Below are 15,137 nucleotides of genomic sequence, written 5' to 3'. Positions count from 1 at the left end.
GGCCGAAAGCGAGTGGTTGATGCGTGTCGCGCTCAAGGAGTGTTCCTGGCAAGTGGTGGGAGAGGACCTGGTCATCGTCTTCGACCCCCGTGAGTCGATCACTCTGGAGGACCCCGAGGGGAAGATCGGCGCGCTCCTCGCCGCGCTGGGAGATGAACCGCGGAGCATCCCCGAACTGCGCGCCGCACTCGCCGCCCGGGGCGTCGACGTGACCGAGGACGAGCTCGGCAAGGGCGTCGAGGGGCTGGCCGGCCTGGGGCTGATCGAGCGCGCCGAGGGCAGGCGCACCGACGATCCGGCGGTGGACGAGCGGCACTTCTCCAACCTCGCGTTCTTCGGCACCTTCGCCGGCCTCGACCGGCACCGCACCGATTTCCTGCGGCGGGTGCGCGACGCGCATGTCCTGGTGCTCGGCGTGGGCGGCGGCGGTTCCTCGCTGGTGCAGTGTCTGGCGGGTCTCGGTGTCGGCAGGTTGACGCTGCTGGACCACGACCGGGTCGAATCCCGCAACTTCGCCCGGCAGTTCCTCTACCGGCACGAGGACATCGGCCGTTCGAAGGTCGAGCGCGCCAGGGCCTGGGTGCGGGCGTACGACCCGGACATCGAGGTGCGCACCGTCGACCGATGGGTGGCCGGTCCCGAGGACCTCGCCGACGTCACCGACGGCATCGATCTGATAGCGGGCGGCCTGGACGGACACCCCGACGCCGGTCTGTGGGTGAACGAGGCCGCCGTCCGGGCCGGTGTGCCGATGGTCGCCGGCGGTGCCACCCGCACGCTGCTCTCGTACATCTCCGTGAACCCCGGCGTGAGCCCCTGCCTGGCGTGCGAGTTCTCGCAGCGACCGGTGGAGGGCACCGCGTCGGCGGCCGCGGAGGACATCGTGTACGGCATGCGGACCACCAACCCGCTCATCGGTCCGGTGGCCATGCAGGTCGGCTCGCTGATCGCGCTGGAGAGCCTGCGTTACCTGACCGGGTTCCAGGAGCCGCTGGCCGCCGGTGCCCGGATCCGCCTCGATCTGCGCGACGGCCTCGCGGGCACCCGGGTGCCGTTCCCCGATGTTCCCGACTGCCCGGTGTGCGCGCTGGCTCCGGTACGGGTGGCCGCCGCATGACCGAGGTGTCCGGGACCGCGGGGACGACCGTGCGGCTGCGACCGTTGAGCATGGTGCCCGAGGGCGAGGACGAAGTCCTGGTGGGCGACCCCGCGACCGGGCAGTTCATCACCGTCCCGAGGGTCGGCGGCGTGGTCATCGAGGCCCTGCGACGCGGCGCGACGACCGCCGAAGCCGCCGCCGAGGCCGAGGAGTTCACCGGGCAGCCCGTCGATGTGCCGTCCTTCGTCGACACCCTGCGCGAGCTCGGCTTCCTCGACGAGGGGCAGCGGGGCGAACCGGTCCGCTCGGCCCCCGTCCAGGGCCGACGGTGGCTGAGCGGCATCCGGCAGGAGACCGTGCGGCCCTTCTTCGGACGGGTGGCCTGGAGCTGTTACGCCGCGTGCGCGGTGTTCGCGCTCGCCGTGTTCGCGTTCCGGCCGGGCCTCTTCCCGGACCCGTCCACCGACGCGTTCGTCGTGGACGACATCGGGCTCGGCAGCCTGATCCTCATCCCGCTCGCCACGGCCGCCACCGCGATCCATGAGCTGGGGCACTGGTGTGCGGCCCGTTCCCTCGGGCTTCCGGCCCGGTTCGGTATGGACCGGCGCATGGTGTTCCTACTGGTCTTCGAGACCGACCTGACCCAGGTGTGGACCGTACCGAGGCGCAGGCGCTACGGGCCGCTGCTCGCCGGTCTCGCCCTCGACGCGGTGCTGCTCGCCGTGCCGCTGGCGGTACGGCTGCTGATCGACACCGGCGCGTGGGCGGCACCGGACCTGCTCGACGCGGTCCTCGCCACGTGGATCTACGTGAAGCTCACCGCGATGCTCTGGCAGTGCATGGTCTTCCTGCGCACGGACCTGTACGCGGTGCTGGTCAACGCACTGGGCTGCCGCAATCTGTGGCGGGTCTCGACCCTGATGCTCCGGCGCGCCGTCCACCGGCTGGACGCCGCCGGTGCCGCCGAGCTGGCCGACGCGCATCCGGCCGATGTGCGGGCCGGGCGCTGGTTCCGCTGGGTGCGGTTCCTCGGGGCCGTGGTGACGCCGGCCTGGGCGGCCCTCTTCCTGGCGCCCTTCGCATGGGAGGTGCTGGTCTGGGCCGCCGACCGTCTGGGAGACGGCCCGGCCACCGGCCGGTTCTGGTGGGCGCTGCTGTGCACCGGGGTGTATCTGACCCCCTTCGTTCTGCCCGCGGCTCTCTCGGCCCGTGAGTACGCACGGCGGCTCACGGCGAGAGCCTGACCCGCGGGTCACAGTCCGCCCTGCCCGGAGCACCACCGGCGCGGGGGATCAAGTCCGGCTACGAGGAGGTGAATCGCATGGAGATCAAGGTCCGCAAGGTCGAGGACGTGAAGGCCACGGGGCTCCAGGTCTGATCGGGTCCGTGAGGGAGGGGAAGGGCTCAGGGGTCGTTCCCCTCTCCCACGGTCGTGAGAGGTCATTCTCTGCGAGCAGATCGTCCGGCCGGACGGCGGTCCGGCCGGGCCGTGGCCCGGCCGGCGCCATGGCTCGCGGGCCACAGGCGCCTGCCGGCCCCGGGCGCGGCACCGGGCGCCTCGACTGCTTCCGGCACGGCCTGCTGGACGACGAAGCGGTGCTGCCCGGGGCCGAGGACTTCCCCTCCCCCTTCCAGCTGCGGCAGAAAGTCCTGGCCCACAGCCGCCTCCTGACCGTCCTGGACGACTTCACCGCCCGGCGCGCCGACTTCGAACCGTGGTTCGCCGACCTCCTGGACGGTGCCCGCACCGTCACGGCCGCCGACCTCGCCGCCTACTGGACGCACCGCTCCCGGCTGGACCACTGGACGGCCGAACTCTTCGAGCGCTACGACCTGCTGCTGATGCCCACCGTGCCGACGACGGCATGGCCCGCACAGGGCCCGGACGTGGCGAAGGCGGTGGCCGAACGGACCGTCCCGATCTCCTACACCTCGGTCTTCAACGACACCGGCCACCCCGCGATCAGCGTGCCCGCCGGCCTCGCCCCGGACGGACTGCCCTGCGCGGTCCAACTCGTCGCGCCGCACCACCGCGAGGACCTCGTACTCGCCGCCGCCCGGACGATCGAGACGGCCCACGGTCCGCTGCGTCCACCGGTGCCGGCGGGCTGACCACAGGCTCAGCGTGCCGGCAGGTCGTCCAGTTCGGCCTCGAAGAACAGATCGGGATCAAAGCCCATTGCGGTGAAGTGGCCGGCCAGTTCCAGGGACAGGACGCCGTGCAGCCGGGTCCAGAAGGTCAGGGCCCGGTGCAGCGCCGCGGGCGGGGCCGGGTGGTCGCCGGCCCAGGCCCGGTGGTCTTCCAGATGGGTGCGGAACGGTGTCGCGGGGATGTCCAGGGCGTCCGGGGCGAGCGGTGTGCAGGCGTCGAGGAGGGTCGCCATGATCTCGTTGGAGATGCCGGTGATGTCGTCGGGCGCGTGGTAGCCGGGGACGGGGGTGCCGTAGATGAGGAAGTACCGCTGAGGGTCCTCCAGGGCCCAGCCGCGCAGGGCGTGGGCCAGTCCGGCCAGGTCGGCACCGGCGGCCGAGGCCGCGCCGACGGTGTCGGCGAGGCTTCGGTAGGCGTCCCGGATGAGCTCGGTGATCAGCTCGTCACGGCCGGCGAAGTATCGGTAGAGCGCGGGTCCACTCATGCCCATCTGCTTGGCGATGGCGTTGAGGGAGAGCGCGGACGCCCCCGCCGTGGCGATCTGCTCCCACGCACGTTCCTTGACCTCCGCGCGCACCTGGGTGCGGTAGCGCTCACGCGGGGTCTTCGCGTCCGCCTTGTCCTTCTTCGCCTCCGTCATGGTCTGCCACCTTCCCCGCCCACATAGCTACAGCTTCAAGATTTAGTTAGAGGCTATCACGCAACCTGTTGACCTCTCGACCCATGTCGCGTTACAACTTCTAACGAACACGAGAGGTCATAGCTCAATGCGGCGGCGCTCTTGAATGCCGGCACGCAGTCAGACCGTCACACCGACAAGGAGAACGCCATGCCCCGGATCCGCAGCACCAGCAACCGCGCCGCCCTGTTCACCGTCCCGCTCGCCGTCGCCGGTGTCCTCGGCATCGCCGCCGTGCCCACCGGAGCGACCCCTCGCCTCGACAAGCCCCTCACCTGCCGCGGAGAGGGCGTCGATCCCAGGGCACGAGTCCACGCCAGGACCGAGACCGTGATCCACGCGCCGCTGAGCACCGTCTGGAAGCTGCAGACCGACGTCGAGCGCTGGCCGTCCTGGCAGACCCCGGTCAAGAGCATGGAACGCCTCGACCACGGCCCCCTCCGGAAGGGCTCGACGTTCCGGTGGACGACCCCGGTACCCCCCAATCCCTCGACGCCCGCCACCAGCCTGGACATCACCTCGACCGTCGAGCAGCTCAAGCCCAACTCCTGCATCCGTTGGACCGGCCCCGCGACCGGTGAGGGACTACGCATCGACGGCGTCCACGTATGGCAGTTCACCAAGGTCGACGGCGGTGTCCTCGTACGCACCGAAGAGACCCACACCGGAGAACAGGTCGAGGCGGACGTCCCCACCGCGACCAAGATCCTCCGCGAGGGCCTCGACGGGTGGCTGGGCGATCTGAAGACCACCGCCGAGGCCCGAGCCGGTCACCACCGGCGCTGAACCGCCCCAGGCGTATTGCCCCGGTCCGGCGCGCCCGCGCGTCCGACGGGCCGCCCGTCGGCCCTCGTGCTCCTGGTGGCCCGGAAGCGGTGGACGGCCCAGCCGGCGCCGATCACCAGGGCCGTCCAGATGAGGGCCTCGGCCAGAACGGTTTCCCGCTCGAAAGCGAGGCCCGCCCGGGGCGGGAGCATGATCATCTGCGCGGCGCCACCCACGGGCACCGTCAGCCCGGCGAGCAGACCGGTCACGCCGGGGCGCCCGATGGCAGCGCCCACCACGCCCAGGACGGAGCCGAACAGCACGCTCGCCGTCCACCACATGAGCATCTCCGGCCAGTACAGGGCGAGTGGTTCGCCCCGTACCGACGCGTCCGTCGGGTAGTACGCCGCCGTGGCCGCGACCAGTACCACCGCCCCGGCCACAGCACCTCGCGTCCATGTCCTCGCCCGCCACCCCATCACCACGGCCAGCGCGGCCCACGCCCAGCCGAGCCCCACCAGGAGGCTGAGCACCTTGGCCGCACTGCCCCAGACAGTGCCTGCCAGTGGGGCGCCGAGTGTTGTGTACGGCGAGGAGAGCGCGTTGGCGAGCGAGACGGCCGCGCCGAACCCGGCCCCTGCCACAAGGCTCACGAGGCCCGGAATCATGATCTTCATTTCATGAGCATACTCAGTATGCTCATGACGCTCGCAGCGCTCACGGCGCCCCGGCTGCCGAGGGCGGCTGTGTACACGGCCACCTGGGCAGAAGTCGTCTACCGGCGCTTCGACGGGACCGGCCGGAGCCTGGGCCAGCGGGCGAGCATGCAGCGGCGCATGTCCGTGCTGAGCCTGCTCAGGCCCGACAGGTCGGCGCGGTCGGCGGTCAGCCGGCCGACGACTCCGAGCCGGTGGACGAGGCGCTGCCGGGCGGTCGCGTTGCCCCACTTCCAGTTCCGGTCCGGGATCCGGGCCAGGTGGTCGGTGGTTCCCCGGTGGGCCCTCTGAACCAGTGCGTCGCCCCGCAGCAGCCAGCCCGCGCACGCGTCGGCGAGGTCGTCGTGGAGTTCGGTGCCGGTCGCGGTGTGCCATGCCGTGCGGTAGGCGGCCTCGGCCCGGTCCAGCAGCGGGGCGGGGGCCGCGGTGACACACCAGCACGTCGGGAAGCCGATGCGCAGGTAGGCGAGCTCCATCAGTCCGCTGCCCAACGAGGCCTGTTCGAGGTCGATGAACCTGACCCCGTCGGCGGTGTGCAGGTCGTTGCCGGGGCACGGATCCCCGTGCAGAAGGGCGTGCCCCGGGGCCCGGTCGAGCCGGTGCACGAGCTCGTCGAGCTCGCCGGACACACCGGGCGCGACAGCCGCGACGGGGACCCCGAGCGCCTCGGCCAGCCCGAGGAAGGACTCGACGTCGGCCCGGTCCGGACCCTGCCAGCGGGGAAGTGATCCGGCGTCCTCGGGGCGGGCGACGGCATGCAGCCGGGCCAGTGCCGAGGCGTAGTCGACGATCCAGTCGCCGGACGGGCGCCGGTGGTCCAGCTGCTCCAGGACCATCACCCGCTCGCCCGGATCGGTGCCCAGCAGAGCGGGCACCACGGGTGCGTCGGACCGGGCGGCGAGCCGCAACGCGGTCAGCTCGCGGGCGTACCGTTCCTCGGCGTCGGAACCGCCGACGATCTGTTTCACCACCGCCGGTCCCCCGGCCAGCTTCACGCGCCACACACGTGAGCGCGGGCTGCTTTCCAGACGCCGGGAGCGCCCGGGAGCGCCCAGCTCTGCCCGTAATCCGTCCCCGAACGGGAGTCGCGACCACATGGGGGCTCATCCTTCCACGCGGGGGGCGCGGCGGGCAGGCCCCCGGCAGTCGAAGTCACGCCCGGTGATCGGCCGAACCGGCCAGCGAGGCGGCCTCCCATGCGAAGCCGTCCGGGTCGGTGAACGAGCCGGCGTCGCCGCCGATCAGGAGCCCGTGCGTTCCGGTGCCCTCGGGAGAGACGCCGAGGTCCTTGGCCAGGGCGCGGCGCCGGTACAGCGCCAGCTTCACGGGACTCTCGCCGGTGACGGGGCTCTCCCCGGCCGCGAACTCGACGTACACACGGCTGAAGCTCTTCGCCACGGCGAGGCCCCGGCCGACGTAGAACCGCTTGCTCGCGATCACGTCCGCGACTCCCAGCAGGAGCACGATCTCGTCGATCTTCCGGGTGGCGGGGCCGGTGTCCTTCTTCGCCGAGGTCGCGATCTTCCAGATCGTCCCGTCCGGGGCCTGCACGACGCCGCCGTAGCCCCAGAAGGACTTCGCGGCAGGCTTCAGCGACGTGGCACCCGCGTCGAGTGCGGCGTCGATGAAGCCGTTCACGTCGGCCGGCTGGGACACCGTGAGCGCGAGCGTGAATCCTCGGAAGCCGGTGGTGGGGGCCTCCGAGGCGCGCAGGCGGATTCTGGTGTCCAGGCCGAAGGCGGTGACGTGGAAGCGGTCGGCGGCCGCGGGGTCGGCCACTTCAAGGGTCACGGTTTCAATGGTTGCCATGTCCGTCACGCTAGTTACGGCCCGGCGACCGGTGCTTCTCGATTCCTGATCGGTTCGGTCCGGGCCGCCGCCGGACGGCTCAACGCACTTCCTGGATGCGCACCAGGTTGCCCGCGGGGTCGCGGAAGGCGCAGTCGCGGATGCCGTACGGCTGCTCGGTCGGTTCCTGGACGACCTCGGCGTCGGCGGCCCGCACCTGCTCGAAGGTGCCGTCGAGGTCGCGGGTGGCCAGCAGGATCCAGCCGTACGTGCCCTTGGCCATCATCTCGGCGATGGTGCGGCGCTCGTCCTCGGTGACCCCGGGGTCGGCGGCGGGCGGTGCCAGCAGGATGGAGGTGCTGGGCTGATCGGCGGGACCGACCGTGATCCAGCGCATCTTGCCCTGCCCCACGTCGCCGCGTACCTCGAAGCCGAGGACGTCGCGGTAGAAGACCAGGGACTCTTCCGGGTCGTCGTGCGGAAGGAAGCTCGTGTGAATGGAGATGTCCATAACGATCATGCTAGGCGCGGCTCCGCGAACCGCACCTCGCAATTCCCGCCCGGCCCGGCCGCGCCGCTCGTCCCCGGGCCTGAGCCTCAGCCCTTGGTCAGGGTGCGGTCGAGGAGGGGGAGGAGGCGGTCCCAGTGGCGTTGCAGTGCGGCGGGGTCGAAGGCGGCGGTGTCGGCCATGGTGAAGCCGTGGACGGTGCCGGGGTAGATCTCGCAGGTGTGGGCGACGCCTGCGGCGTCCAGGGCCTGTTCGAACTCACTGATGGCCTCGGGCGTCATGTCGCCCTCGGCGAGTCCGAGGTGGACCTGGGCCTTGAGCCCGGGGACGAGGCGGTGCGGGCTGTCCGGCGCGTCGGTGACCAGCGCGCTGGGGTGGAATCCGGCGGCGGCGGCCACCCGGTCGGGGTGGGCCGCCGCGGTGCGCATCGCCAGGGCGGCCCCCATGCAGTAGCCGATCGTGGCGACCGGTCCGGCGCCGACCTCGGGCCGGTCGGCGAGGAAGCCGAGGTAGGCGTCGGCGTCACGCAGGACGCGTTCGGGGGTGTGCTGCTCCATCAGGGGCTTCAGTCGGCTGAACACCGTGGGCCGGGCCTCTGCTCCGATGTGCTCGGGAAGTTCGACCACCGGTGCCGTGCCGTTCCGGTAGAAGACGTTGGGGACGAGCACGTAGTACCCGTGGCCGGCCAGTTCGCGGGCCATCTCCTCAAGCACCGGACGCACTCCGAAGATGTCCATGTACAGCAGCACTCCGGGGTGCTGCCCGCCACCGTCGGGGTAGGCGGCGAACGCGTCGGCCTGGCCGTCTTCGGTGGGAATCTGCAGTGTCATGGTGGGCATGGGTACGAACCGTAGCAGCGGTGATCAGTCCGAACGCGGCTGCGCCCGGCCGTCTTTGGCGGTGGTGGCTCCGAGGGCGTACACGTTCTTGTCGTCGCTGCCCACGTACACGACTCCAGCGGCCACCGTCGGGGACGACTTGACCAAGTCGCCGGTGGCGTACGCCCATTTCCTCTTCCCGGTGGCCGCGTCCAGGGCGTACACGTTCTTGTCGTCGCTACCGATGTACACGACCCCGCCGGCCACCGTCGGGGACGACGTGACCGCGTCGCCGGCGTCGAACTCCCATTTCTTCCTGCCGGTGGCCGCGTCCAGGGCGAATACCCTGCCCTGCCAGCTGTCTCCCGCGCTGTCGTAGTTGCCGACGAACACGGCTCCATCGACGACCGCCGGTGCCGAGCAGCCGCTGAATTGATTGGACTCGATGCCGTGGACCCATTTCTGTCGGCCGGTGGCGGCGTCCAGGGCGTACACGGAGTGGACGCTGCTGACGTACACGACCCCGTCCACCACCATCGGCGACGAATAGGTGCCCTCGGATCCGGTGCCGAAGATCCATTTCCTGGCCCCGGTGGCCGCGTCCAGGGCGTACACGGAGTGGATGTTGCCGACGTACACGTCCCCGCCTGCCACCGCCGGGGACGAGAAGAGACTGCCGCCGAGGGTGTCGAAGCGCCACTTCTGGTCCCCGGTCGCCGTGTCCAGGGCGAGGACGCCGCTGTCGCTGCCGACGTACACGACCCTGTCGGCCACCGTCGGCGCCGAGCGGACCGCGTGACCGGCGGCGTAGGCCCACTTCTTCTTGCCGGTGGCCGCGTCCAGGGCGTACACGCTGCTGTCGAGGCTGCCGGCGTACAGGACTCCGCCGGCCACCGTCGGCGCTGCTTCGACCTTGCGGCCGGTGGCGTAGGCCCATTTCTTCTTCCCGGTGGCCGCGTCCAGGGCGTACACGTTCTTGTCGTCGCTACCGATGTACACGACTCCGCCGGCCACCGTCGGGGACGACGTGACCGCGTCGCCGGTGGTATACCGCCACCGGAGCGAGGCGGCGTCGCCGGAGGTGGCGCCGGGGGATTCGTGGTCGGAGGCGTTCTGGTCGAACAGGGTGAAGGCGGCGGCGATTCCGGCACCGGCGGCGGCGCCGATGCCGAGCCGCAGCGCCATGCGGCGGCTGAGGGCCCTCGTCGGCGCCGGTGTGCCTGTGGACGGGCCCGGACCCGGCTCGGGGGGTGGGACGGCATCGGGTGCTGTGGCGGTGACCGTGGCCAGGGCCGTGGTGCCGGAGTTCGCGTCCGTGTCGGGCGGACGGGGCGCGGCCACGGGGGCCGGGGTCGGAGGCGGGGCCAAGGTCTCGGCGGAGCGTTCGCGAAGGCGTTCGTGGACCTCGGCCGCAGCCGCGGGACGGTCGTCGGGGTTCTTGGCCAGCAGGGCCATGACGAGGTCGTCGAGTGCGGCGGGAACACCGGGCCGCGTCCGGCCCGGTGGTTCGGGGACGCTGTTCAGGTGTGCGGCCATCAGCGCGACCGGGTCGGTGGCCTGGAAAGGAGCCTTACCGGTGAGCAGCTCATGGAGCACACAGCCCAGCGAGTACAAATCCGAGCGGGCGTCCGCCGGGTGGTCCCCGAAACGCTCGGGGGGCATGTAGGCCAGCGTGCCGATGACCTTGCTCGACTTGTGCGTGGACGCTATGTATCGGGCGATCCCGAAGTCGAGGACCTTCACCCGGCCGCCCCGGGTGAGCATGAGGTTCGCCGGTTTCAGGTCCCGGTGCACCACCCCGGCGGTATGCGCGGCCTGTAACGCCTCGGCGGTCTGGGCCACCCAGTCCACGGCGGCGGCCACCTCGGGCAGACCGTCCTCGCGGAGCACTGTGTCCAGGTCCCGTCCGGCGAGGAACTCCATCACCAGATAAAGGGTGCCGTCGTCGGGGTCCTGCCCCAGGTCGAAGATCGTCACCACGCCCGCGTGGCTCAGACCGCCCGCGGTCCGCGCCTCGCGGAAGAACAGCTCCGCGCCGGAGGTGTCCCGCCGGTCGTGCGGCAGCAGCTTGACCGCGACGCGGCGCTCGATCACACGGTCGTGCCCCTCCCAGACCTCCCCCATTCCTCCCCGGCCGATGAACGCGACCAACTCGTAACGGCCACCCAGAACCCTCACAGCCACCCCACCCCGCTCGGACACCCGCCACGCCACCCGCGTCGGGCCGGCCTCGCCCTCGCGGGACCGTATCGAAGATCCCACGCCTGCGCCGCGCCCACCGACAGCAGAGCGGAATCGACTCGAACCCGAGATGCCCGGCACCGGGTGCGCGGTCCTGCTCCCGCTCCGGACCCGCCCCGTGCCCACTGCCTGCCCACGGCTCGACCGCACCGCGTCCGATATTCATCCGGCATGCATAAGCGCAGGTCGGAGCGGTGCATGGGGTGCGCATGAGGGCATGTACGACCGCCCATCGGCGCATCGCCGCCGGGCGTTCCGTACCGCCTCCCCGAGGGCTCATGGTTGGTCCACGGCGCCCCGGACGCCCGGGGCCTGCCGCTCCACCACCCGTCGAAGGAGCAGTCACCCATGTCCGCAACCTCAACCTCTACCTCAGCCTCTGCCTCTCCCCTGCGTGTCCGTGCCGCCGCCATCGGTCTGAGTGCCATGGACCTGATGACCGTTGCCGCCGTCACCGCCCCGAGCGGTCAGGCCGCCCCGCGGCCGGCGGCCGGCCGGCTGCTGCCGCCGCCGTCACCACCTTGAAGTTCGTACGGAACTCCGCCGACCCGCAGAACTCCCGGCTGCTGGTGGTACGCGACAACAAGACGCAGGCCGTGTCCCGCGCCGGCTCCGGACTCGGCCGCAACCACGCCAAGGGGCGCGACGAGTGCGCCTCGGCCAAGGGATGGCTGCCCGCGGGCACCTACACCGTCGGCGCCCGTCAGACCCGCTACAACGGCAACCTCATCAAGGGCTATGCCATCCCCCTGAGCAACAAGACGTGCAAGAACGGCCGGACCACGCGCACGGAACTCTTCATCCACAGCGAGATGACCCGTACCGGAGGGCAGGGCAGCACCGAGAGCAGGCGCTGGGACGGCGTGGGCGACTACAAGTCCGCGGGCTGCATCAAGCTCGCCCCGGAGGACATCAAGAAGCTGTTCCGCAACCTCGACCGGGACGCGGCCCCCAAGCATCTCGTCGTCGTCTGACACCGGGGAGTGGGCGTGCTCCGGGCCTCGGCCCTGGGCGCGCCCACCGCTGTCAGCGCCCCGGCAGCTTCTCCTGCAACCAGTGAAGACGACATCGCAGTGCTGCTGCGGAGCCATCGGGGAACAGTGCAGCTGCGCTCCGGTGGCCGCGGTGAGTCTCACGTAGTCCTTGGGGGACGTCAGCCTGTCGAACATCCGGCGCGGCTGTCCGGGATAGAACTGCTCGTACTCGTAGTCGAGGACCAGGGTCGGCATCGTGATGCGGTCCACGACGCTCGTGAGCGTCAGTGACTCGATGCGTTTGGCGGGGGTGTAGAAGTCGGTGAAGACCTTGCCCTCGCGGGCGGCGAGCATCGCCGGTACGGAGAAGGGTTCGAAGCGTTTCTTCATCGTCGCCGCATCGGCTGCGGACAGTCCGGGGACGACCTCCTTGTTCCAGATGTCGTTGGTCTCCGCCTTGCTCGGGGCGAGGATCTTCCGGATCTCCGGCGGGAAGCCCAGCCAGGGTTCCAGGCATCCGGGCATCGCCACCAGAGCGGCGATCCGCTTCTCGAAGGCCGCGGCACGGGGAGCCAGGTTGCCCGCCATGCTCAGCCCGGTCAGGACGATCCGGTCGGCGTCCACGTCGGAACGGGCGACCAGCCAGTCGACGAGCGGGGTGACCACCGTCTCCCAGCGCGGCGTGAAGACCACACGGTTCACGAAGAGCAACTGCCCCTGGCCCGGCCCGTCGTACACGAGGGCGTTCCAGTCACGTTCCAGCGCGGCCGCGACACCGTAGGCCCACATGTCGACGTTCTGCCCGTCGCTGCCGTTGGTGAGGATCATGGTGGGGCGCTGCTTGCCGGAGTCGTCGGGGCGGAAGAACCACACCGGCAGCGGGGTCTGCCCGTACGGAACGTCCGACGTCACCGGCGCCGGGTCGGACAGCTCGCAGAACGTGTCCCAGGCGCCGCGCCCCGACTTGTACAGCTGCTCCTCGCCGGCGGGCGCGTCGGAGCCGAGTACGAAGAACAGCGCCTGGGCGTAGTACTGCGCGGCGCGCAGTGCACGGAAGCGCCTGGTCCGCCGGTCGGGCCGGCTGCCCCGGGGTGCCCCCATCAGCCGGTCGCCGAGCTTCTTGAAGGTCTCGACGTACGTCTGCGCGGAGAGGCCGGCCTTGTTGATCGTGTTCACGGCGGTGAGCACCTCGCCCACCTCGCTGCCGCCGAACCCCGCCCCGCCGAGGGCCCACAGGCCGTTGAAATTGAACGCCGGGTCCTGGAAGAGCGTCATCGCCCCGGGTGTGGTGCCGGCCGGCGAACGGGTGGCCGACGCCGTGGGCGCGGGCGAGGGCCCTTGCGCGGAGGGGGCTCTGTTCGCGGGAGTGCAACCGGCGGCCAGCGCGGCCCCGCCCCAACCGACGAGCCCGGTGAGTCCGGTGAGCGCGGTGCGCCGGCTCGGCCGGGACTCCTCCTGCGATACGTACGTCATACCGGCGACCGTAGGAGCCGGGACGCCCGCACCTCCCCGCACGACACAGGCCGTTCCCTCGAACAGCCCGGACGCCCGTCCGCCGGGTGGGAAGCGGTGGTTGCGCGGGCGGGAGTCGGTCCGTGGTCCGCGTCATTCCCGTGGTCCGCGTCATCCTCGTGGTCGGCGCGTACGTCCGGCCCGGCGTGCTTCCCGCCCCGAAGATGGGTCCGAAGGCGGGCGGAATACGGATTCGGCGAGGGACGATGATCGTATCGATGGTGTCGATGCCGGAAGGCACCGTCACCCACGCCCATGTGTCGGAGGCACGTGAGCGACTGGCGACATCCCGTTTCCTGCTCGTGGACATCGAGCTGCCCGAGGAGGTACCGCCCGGCGAACAGCCGGTCGCCCACCTGCTCGGGCTGGAGACCGAGGACGTGGCGTGGCTCGGCAGGGCGGGCGAATCCGCGCGGGTCGAGTTCCTCGGGGACAGCGCCGCGTTCGTCGTGCCGATGGTCCAGGCGGCCCGAATCACGCATGTCCACGCCTTCGTGACCGAGCGGTACCTGATCACGGTGCACCGGGGTCCGACCGAACCGATCAGGAGCCTCATCGCCAGGTTGCCGCGCGAAAGGCCGCCCGACAGCGTGGCCATGCTGTTCCTGCTGCTGGAGGAAGCCCTGGACACCTTCCGCAGGTCCGCCGTGCAGGCCCTGCTGGAGGTGGAGGACCTGGAGGACGAGATGTTCCAGCACCGGGTCCCCCAGCACGTCTACCGTCTGGCGCAGCTACGTCGGCGCGGGGCGCTCCTGCACCACGCGCTGCTGCCCTACCTCCAGGTGACGGACGAGATCTTCACACGCCGGATGATGAACCCCGGGTTCCCCGAGGAGCGCCAGAAGCTCGCCCGCGACTACCAGCACACGGCGAGGCTGGTGCTCACGGACATCGAGTCGCTGCAGGACTCCGCCCGCCGCGCCTTCGCCAGTTACTCCTCACTGGTGTCGGGCGAACAGAACAGCGTGATCAACCGGCTGGCGATCGTGTCGACGATCTTTCTGCCGCTGACCTTCCTGACCGGGTTCTTCGGCATGAACTTCAGCTACTTGACCGACGAGCTGGAGAGCAGGGACGTCTTCTGGCTGCTCGCCGTGGGACTGCAGGCGGTGTTCCTGCTCATCGCCCTCTACGCGCTGCACCGCACCCGCATCTGGCGGAAGCTGCGCGACGGCGAGGGCGTCGACGACCTATAGCTCGATGCGCGCGCCCGGAACCACCGGGCATGGGCTCATCGCCGTGCGGGCCCGAGCGGTGCGACCGAGGCGAGGAAGCCGTCGAGCATGGCGATCTGTACGTCCTCGGGGAAACGGCCGGGGTCGAAGAGGGCCTGGACGACGAGCCCGTGGGTGAACGCGACCGCCGTGGCGGCGAGTTGCTCCGGGTCGGCGGCTTCGGGGACTTCGCCCAGACCCCGCGCGGCCTCGAAGTGCGGACTGAGCGTCGAGCGCAGCCGGGTGTAGCGGCCGGCCTGGTCCGTGGCCAGCCCGTCGTCGGCGAGGGCCAGATCCCAGGAGCTGACCCAGATGCGGTTGCGGGCGGTGTCGCCCTCGGTCAGCGGCAGGATGTCCAGCAGCATGGCCCGCACGGTGGCCAGGCCCTCGGCCGGACGCTCGCGGCGCGGACGTTCCGCGGTGCGCTTCTCCAGCAGGTCCAGGGCATGCGCGATCAAGGCCCGCTTGGTCGGGAAGTAGTGCATGAGCATCCCGGTCGAGACGCCCATCGCTGCTGCGACGGCACGCAGCGTCAGCCCGCCGAACCCCTTGTCGGCGAGTACGTCCCACACCGCCCGGGACACATCGTCGCGGCGGGCTTCACGGTCTCCGGGTGCGGGCGGCATGCTGCTACCTTACGTACCGAACGCTTGTTACGTACCCAGGGACGA

The 15,137-nt window shown here is 71.0% G+C and carries 16 protein-coding genes; 8 read left to right on the top strand and 8 right to left on the bottom strand.

Going from position 1 to position 15,137, the window contains the following annotated elements:
• The first annotated feature begins 52 nt into the window (after positions 1 to 52).
• The 3 genes from OG842_RS40960 (at position 53) to OG842_RS40950 (ending at position 3,211) form a co-directional block, all read left to right on the top strand.
• Positions 53 to 1,117, top strand: coding sequence for a HesA/MoeB/ThiF family protein (locus tag OG842_RS40960; protein WP_266737889.1), 1,065 nt, complete (start codon positions 53 to 55; stop codon positions 1,115 to 1,117).
• Entirely contained in the window at positions 1,114 to 2,343 is a 1,230-nt protein-coding gene (locus tag OG842_RS40955) for a hypothetical protein (protein ID WP_266737891.1), read from the top strand. The genes OG842_RS40960 and OG842_RS40955 overlap by 4 nt, the downstream gene beginning before the upstream one ends.
• 262 nt (positions 2,344 to 2,605) lie before the next feature.
• Positions 2,606 to 3,211, top strand: coding sequence for an amidase family protein (locus OG842_RS40950; protein WP_266737893.1), 606 nt, complete (start codon positions 2,606 to 2,608; stop codon positions 3,209 to 3,211).
• Between the two features lie 8 nt (positions 3,212 to 3,219).
• On the opposite strand, the gene OG842_RS40945 is transcribed toward OG842_RS40950, so the two are convergent.
• Positions 3,220 to 3,891, bottom strand: a complete 672-nt coding sequence (locus OG842_RS40945; protein WP_266737895.1) for a TetR/AcrR family transcriptional regulator — start codon at positions 3,889 to 3,891, stop codon at positions 3,220 to 3,222.
• Positions 3,892 to 4,080: 189 nt separating this feature from the next.
• Between OG842_RS40945 and OG842_RS40940 the strand changes: the two genes are divergently transcribed.
• Complete coding sequence (locus OG842_RS40940; protein WP_266737897.1) at positions 4,081 to 4,716, top strand: SRPBCC family protein; 636 nt, start codon at positions 4,081 to 4,083, stop codon at positions 4,714 to 4,716.
• On the opposite strand, the gene OG842_RS40935 is transcribed toward OG842_RS40940, so the two are convergent.
• From OG842_RS40935 to OG842_RS40910, 6 genes are all read right to left on the bottom strand, one after another.
• On the bottom strand, positions 4,701 to 5,372 hold the full coding sequence (locus OG842_RS40935) for a hypothetical protein (RefSeq protein ID WP_266737899.1): 672 nt from the start codon (positions 5,370 to 5,372) through the stop codon (positions 4,701 to 4,703). The two genes, OG842_RS40940 and OG842_RS40935, sit on opposite strands and share 16 nt — an antisense overlap.
• Positions 5,373 to 5,470: 98 nt before the next feature.
• Complete coding sequence (locus OG842_RS40930; RefSeq protein ID WP_266737901.1) at positions 5,471 to 6,508, bottom strand: aminoglycoside phosphotransferase family protein; 1,038 nt, start codon at positions 6,506 to 6,508, stop codon at positions 5,471 to 5,473.
• A gap of 55 nt (positions 6,509 to 6,563) precedes the next feature.
• Complete coding sequence (locus OG842_RS40925) at positions 6,564 to 7,220, bottom strand: glyoxalase (RefSeq protein WP_266737903.1); 657 nt, start codon at positions 7,218 to 7,220, stop codon at positions 6,564 to 6,566.
• Positions 7,221 to 7,299: 79 nt separating this feature from the next.
• Positions 7,300 to 7,710, bottom strand: coding sequence for a VOC family protein (locus tag OG842_RS40920; protein ID WP_266737905.1), 411 nt, complete (start codon positions 7,708 to 7,710; stop codon positions 7,300 to 7,302).
• 86 nt (positions 7,711 to 7,796) lie between these two features.
• Complete coding sequence (locus OG842_RS40915; protein WP_266737906.1) at positions 7,797 to 8,546, bottom strand: dienelactone hydrolase family protein; 750 nt, start codon at positions 8,544 to 8,546, stop codon at positions 7,797 to 7,799.
• Positions 8,547 to 8,570: 24 nt separating this feature from the next.
• Positions 8,571 to 10,703, bottom strand: a complete 2,133-nt coding sequence (locus OG842_RS40910; protein WP_266737907.1) for a serine/threonine-protein kinase — start codon at positions 10,701 to 10,703, stop codon at positions 8,571 to 8,573.
• A gap of 272 nt (positions 10,704 to 10,975) precedes the next feature.
• Here OG842_RS40910 and OG842_RS45455 point away from each other — a divergent pair, with 272 nt between their 5' ends.
• From OG842_RS45455 to OG842_RS40900, 4 genes are all read left to right on the top strand, one after another.
• Positions 10,976 to 11,740: a L,D-transpeptidase family protein gene (locus OG842_RS45455; RefSeq protein ID WP_443064089.1), complete on the top strand. Its 765-nt coding sequence runs from the start codon at positions 10,976 to 10,978 to the stop codon at positions 11,738 to 11,740.
• Between the two features lie 322 nt (positions 11,741 to 12,062).
• Positions 12,063 to 12,521: a hypothetical protein gene (locus OG842_RS45450; RefSeq protein ID WP_353962617.1), complete on the top strand. Its 459-nt coding sequence runs from the start codon at positions 12,063 to 12,065 to the stop codon at positions 12,519 to 12,521.
• Between the two features lie 6 nt (positions 12,522 to 12,527).
• A complete protein-coding gene (locus tag OG842_RS45445) occupies positions 12,528 to 12,770 on the top strand; it encodes a hypothetical protein (protein WP_353962618.1) in 243 nt (80 codons plus the stop codon).
• A gap of 565 nt (positions 12,771 to 13,335) precedes the next feature.
• Positions 13,336 to 14,448: a magnesium transporter CorA family protein gene (locus tag OG842_RS40900; protein WP_266737911.1), complete on the top strand. Its 1,113-nt coding sequence runs from the start codon at positions 13,336 to 13,338 to the stop codon at positions 14,446 to 14,448.
• 35 nt (positions 14,449 to 14,483) lie between these two features.
• On the opposite strand, the gene OG842_RS40895 is transcribed toward OG842_RS40900, so the two are convergent.
• The gene (locus OG842_RS40895; RefSeq protein WP_266737913.1) at positions 14,484 to 15,092 is read right to left on the bottom strand and encodes a TetR/AcrR family transcriptional regulator; all 609 of its coding nucleotides are present in this window, start codon (positions 15,090 to 15,092) and stop codon (positions 14,484 to 14,486) included.
• Positions 15,093 to 15,137: the final 45 nt, after the last annotated feature.

The sequence above is a fragment of the Streptomyces sp. NBC_00376 genome (assembly GCF_036077095.1).
In the GTDB taxonomy this organism is placed as follows: Bacteria; Actinomycetota; Actinomycetes; order Streptomycetales; family Streptomycetaceae; genus Streptomyces.
Note: the sequence above shows the minus strand (reverse complement) of the source record. Positions and strands in the feature narration are given on the sequence as shown.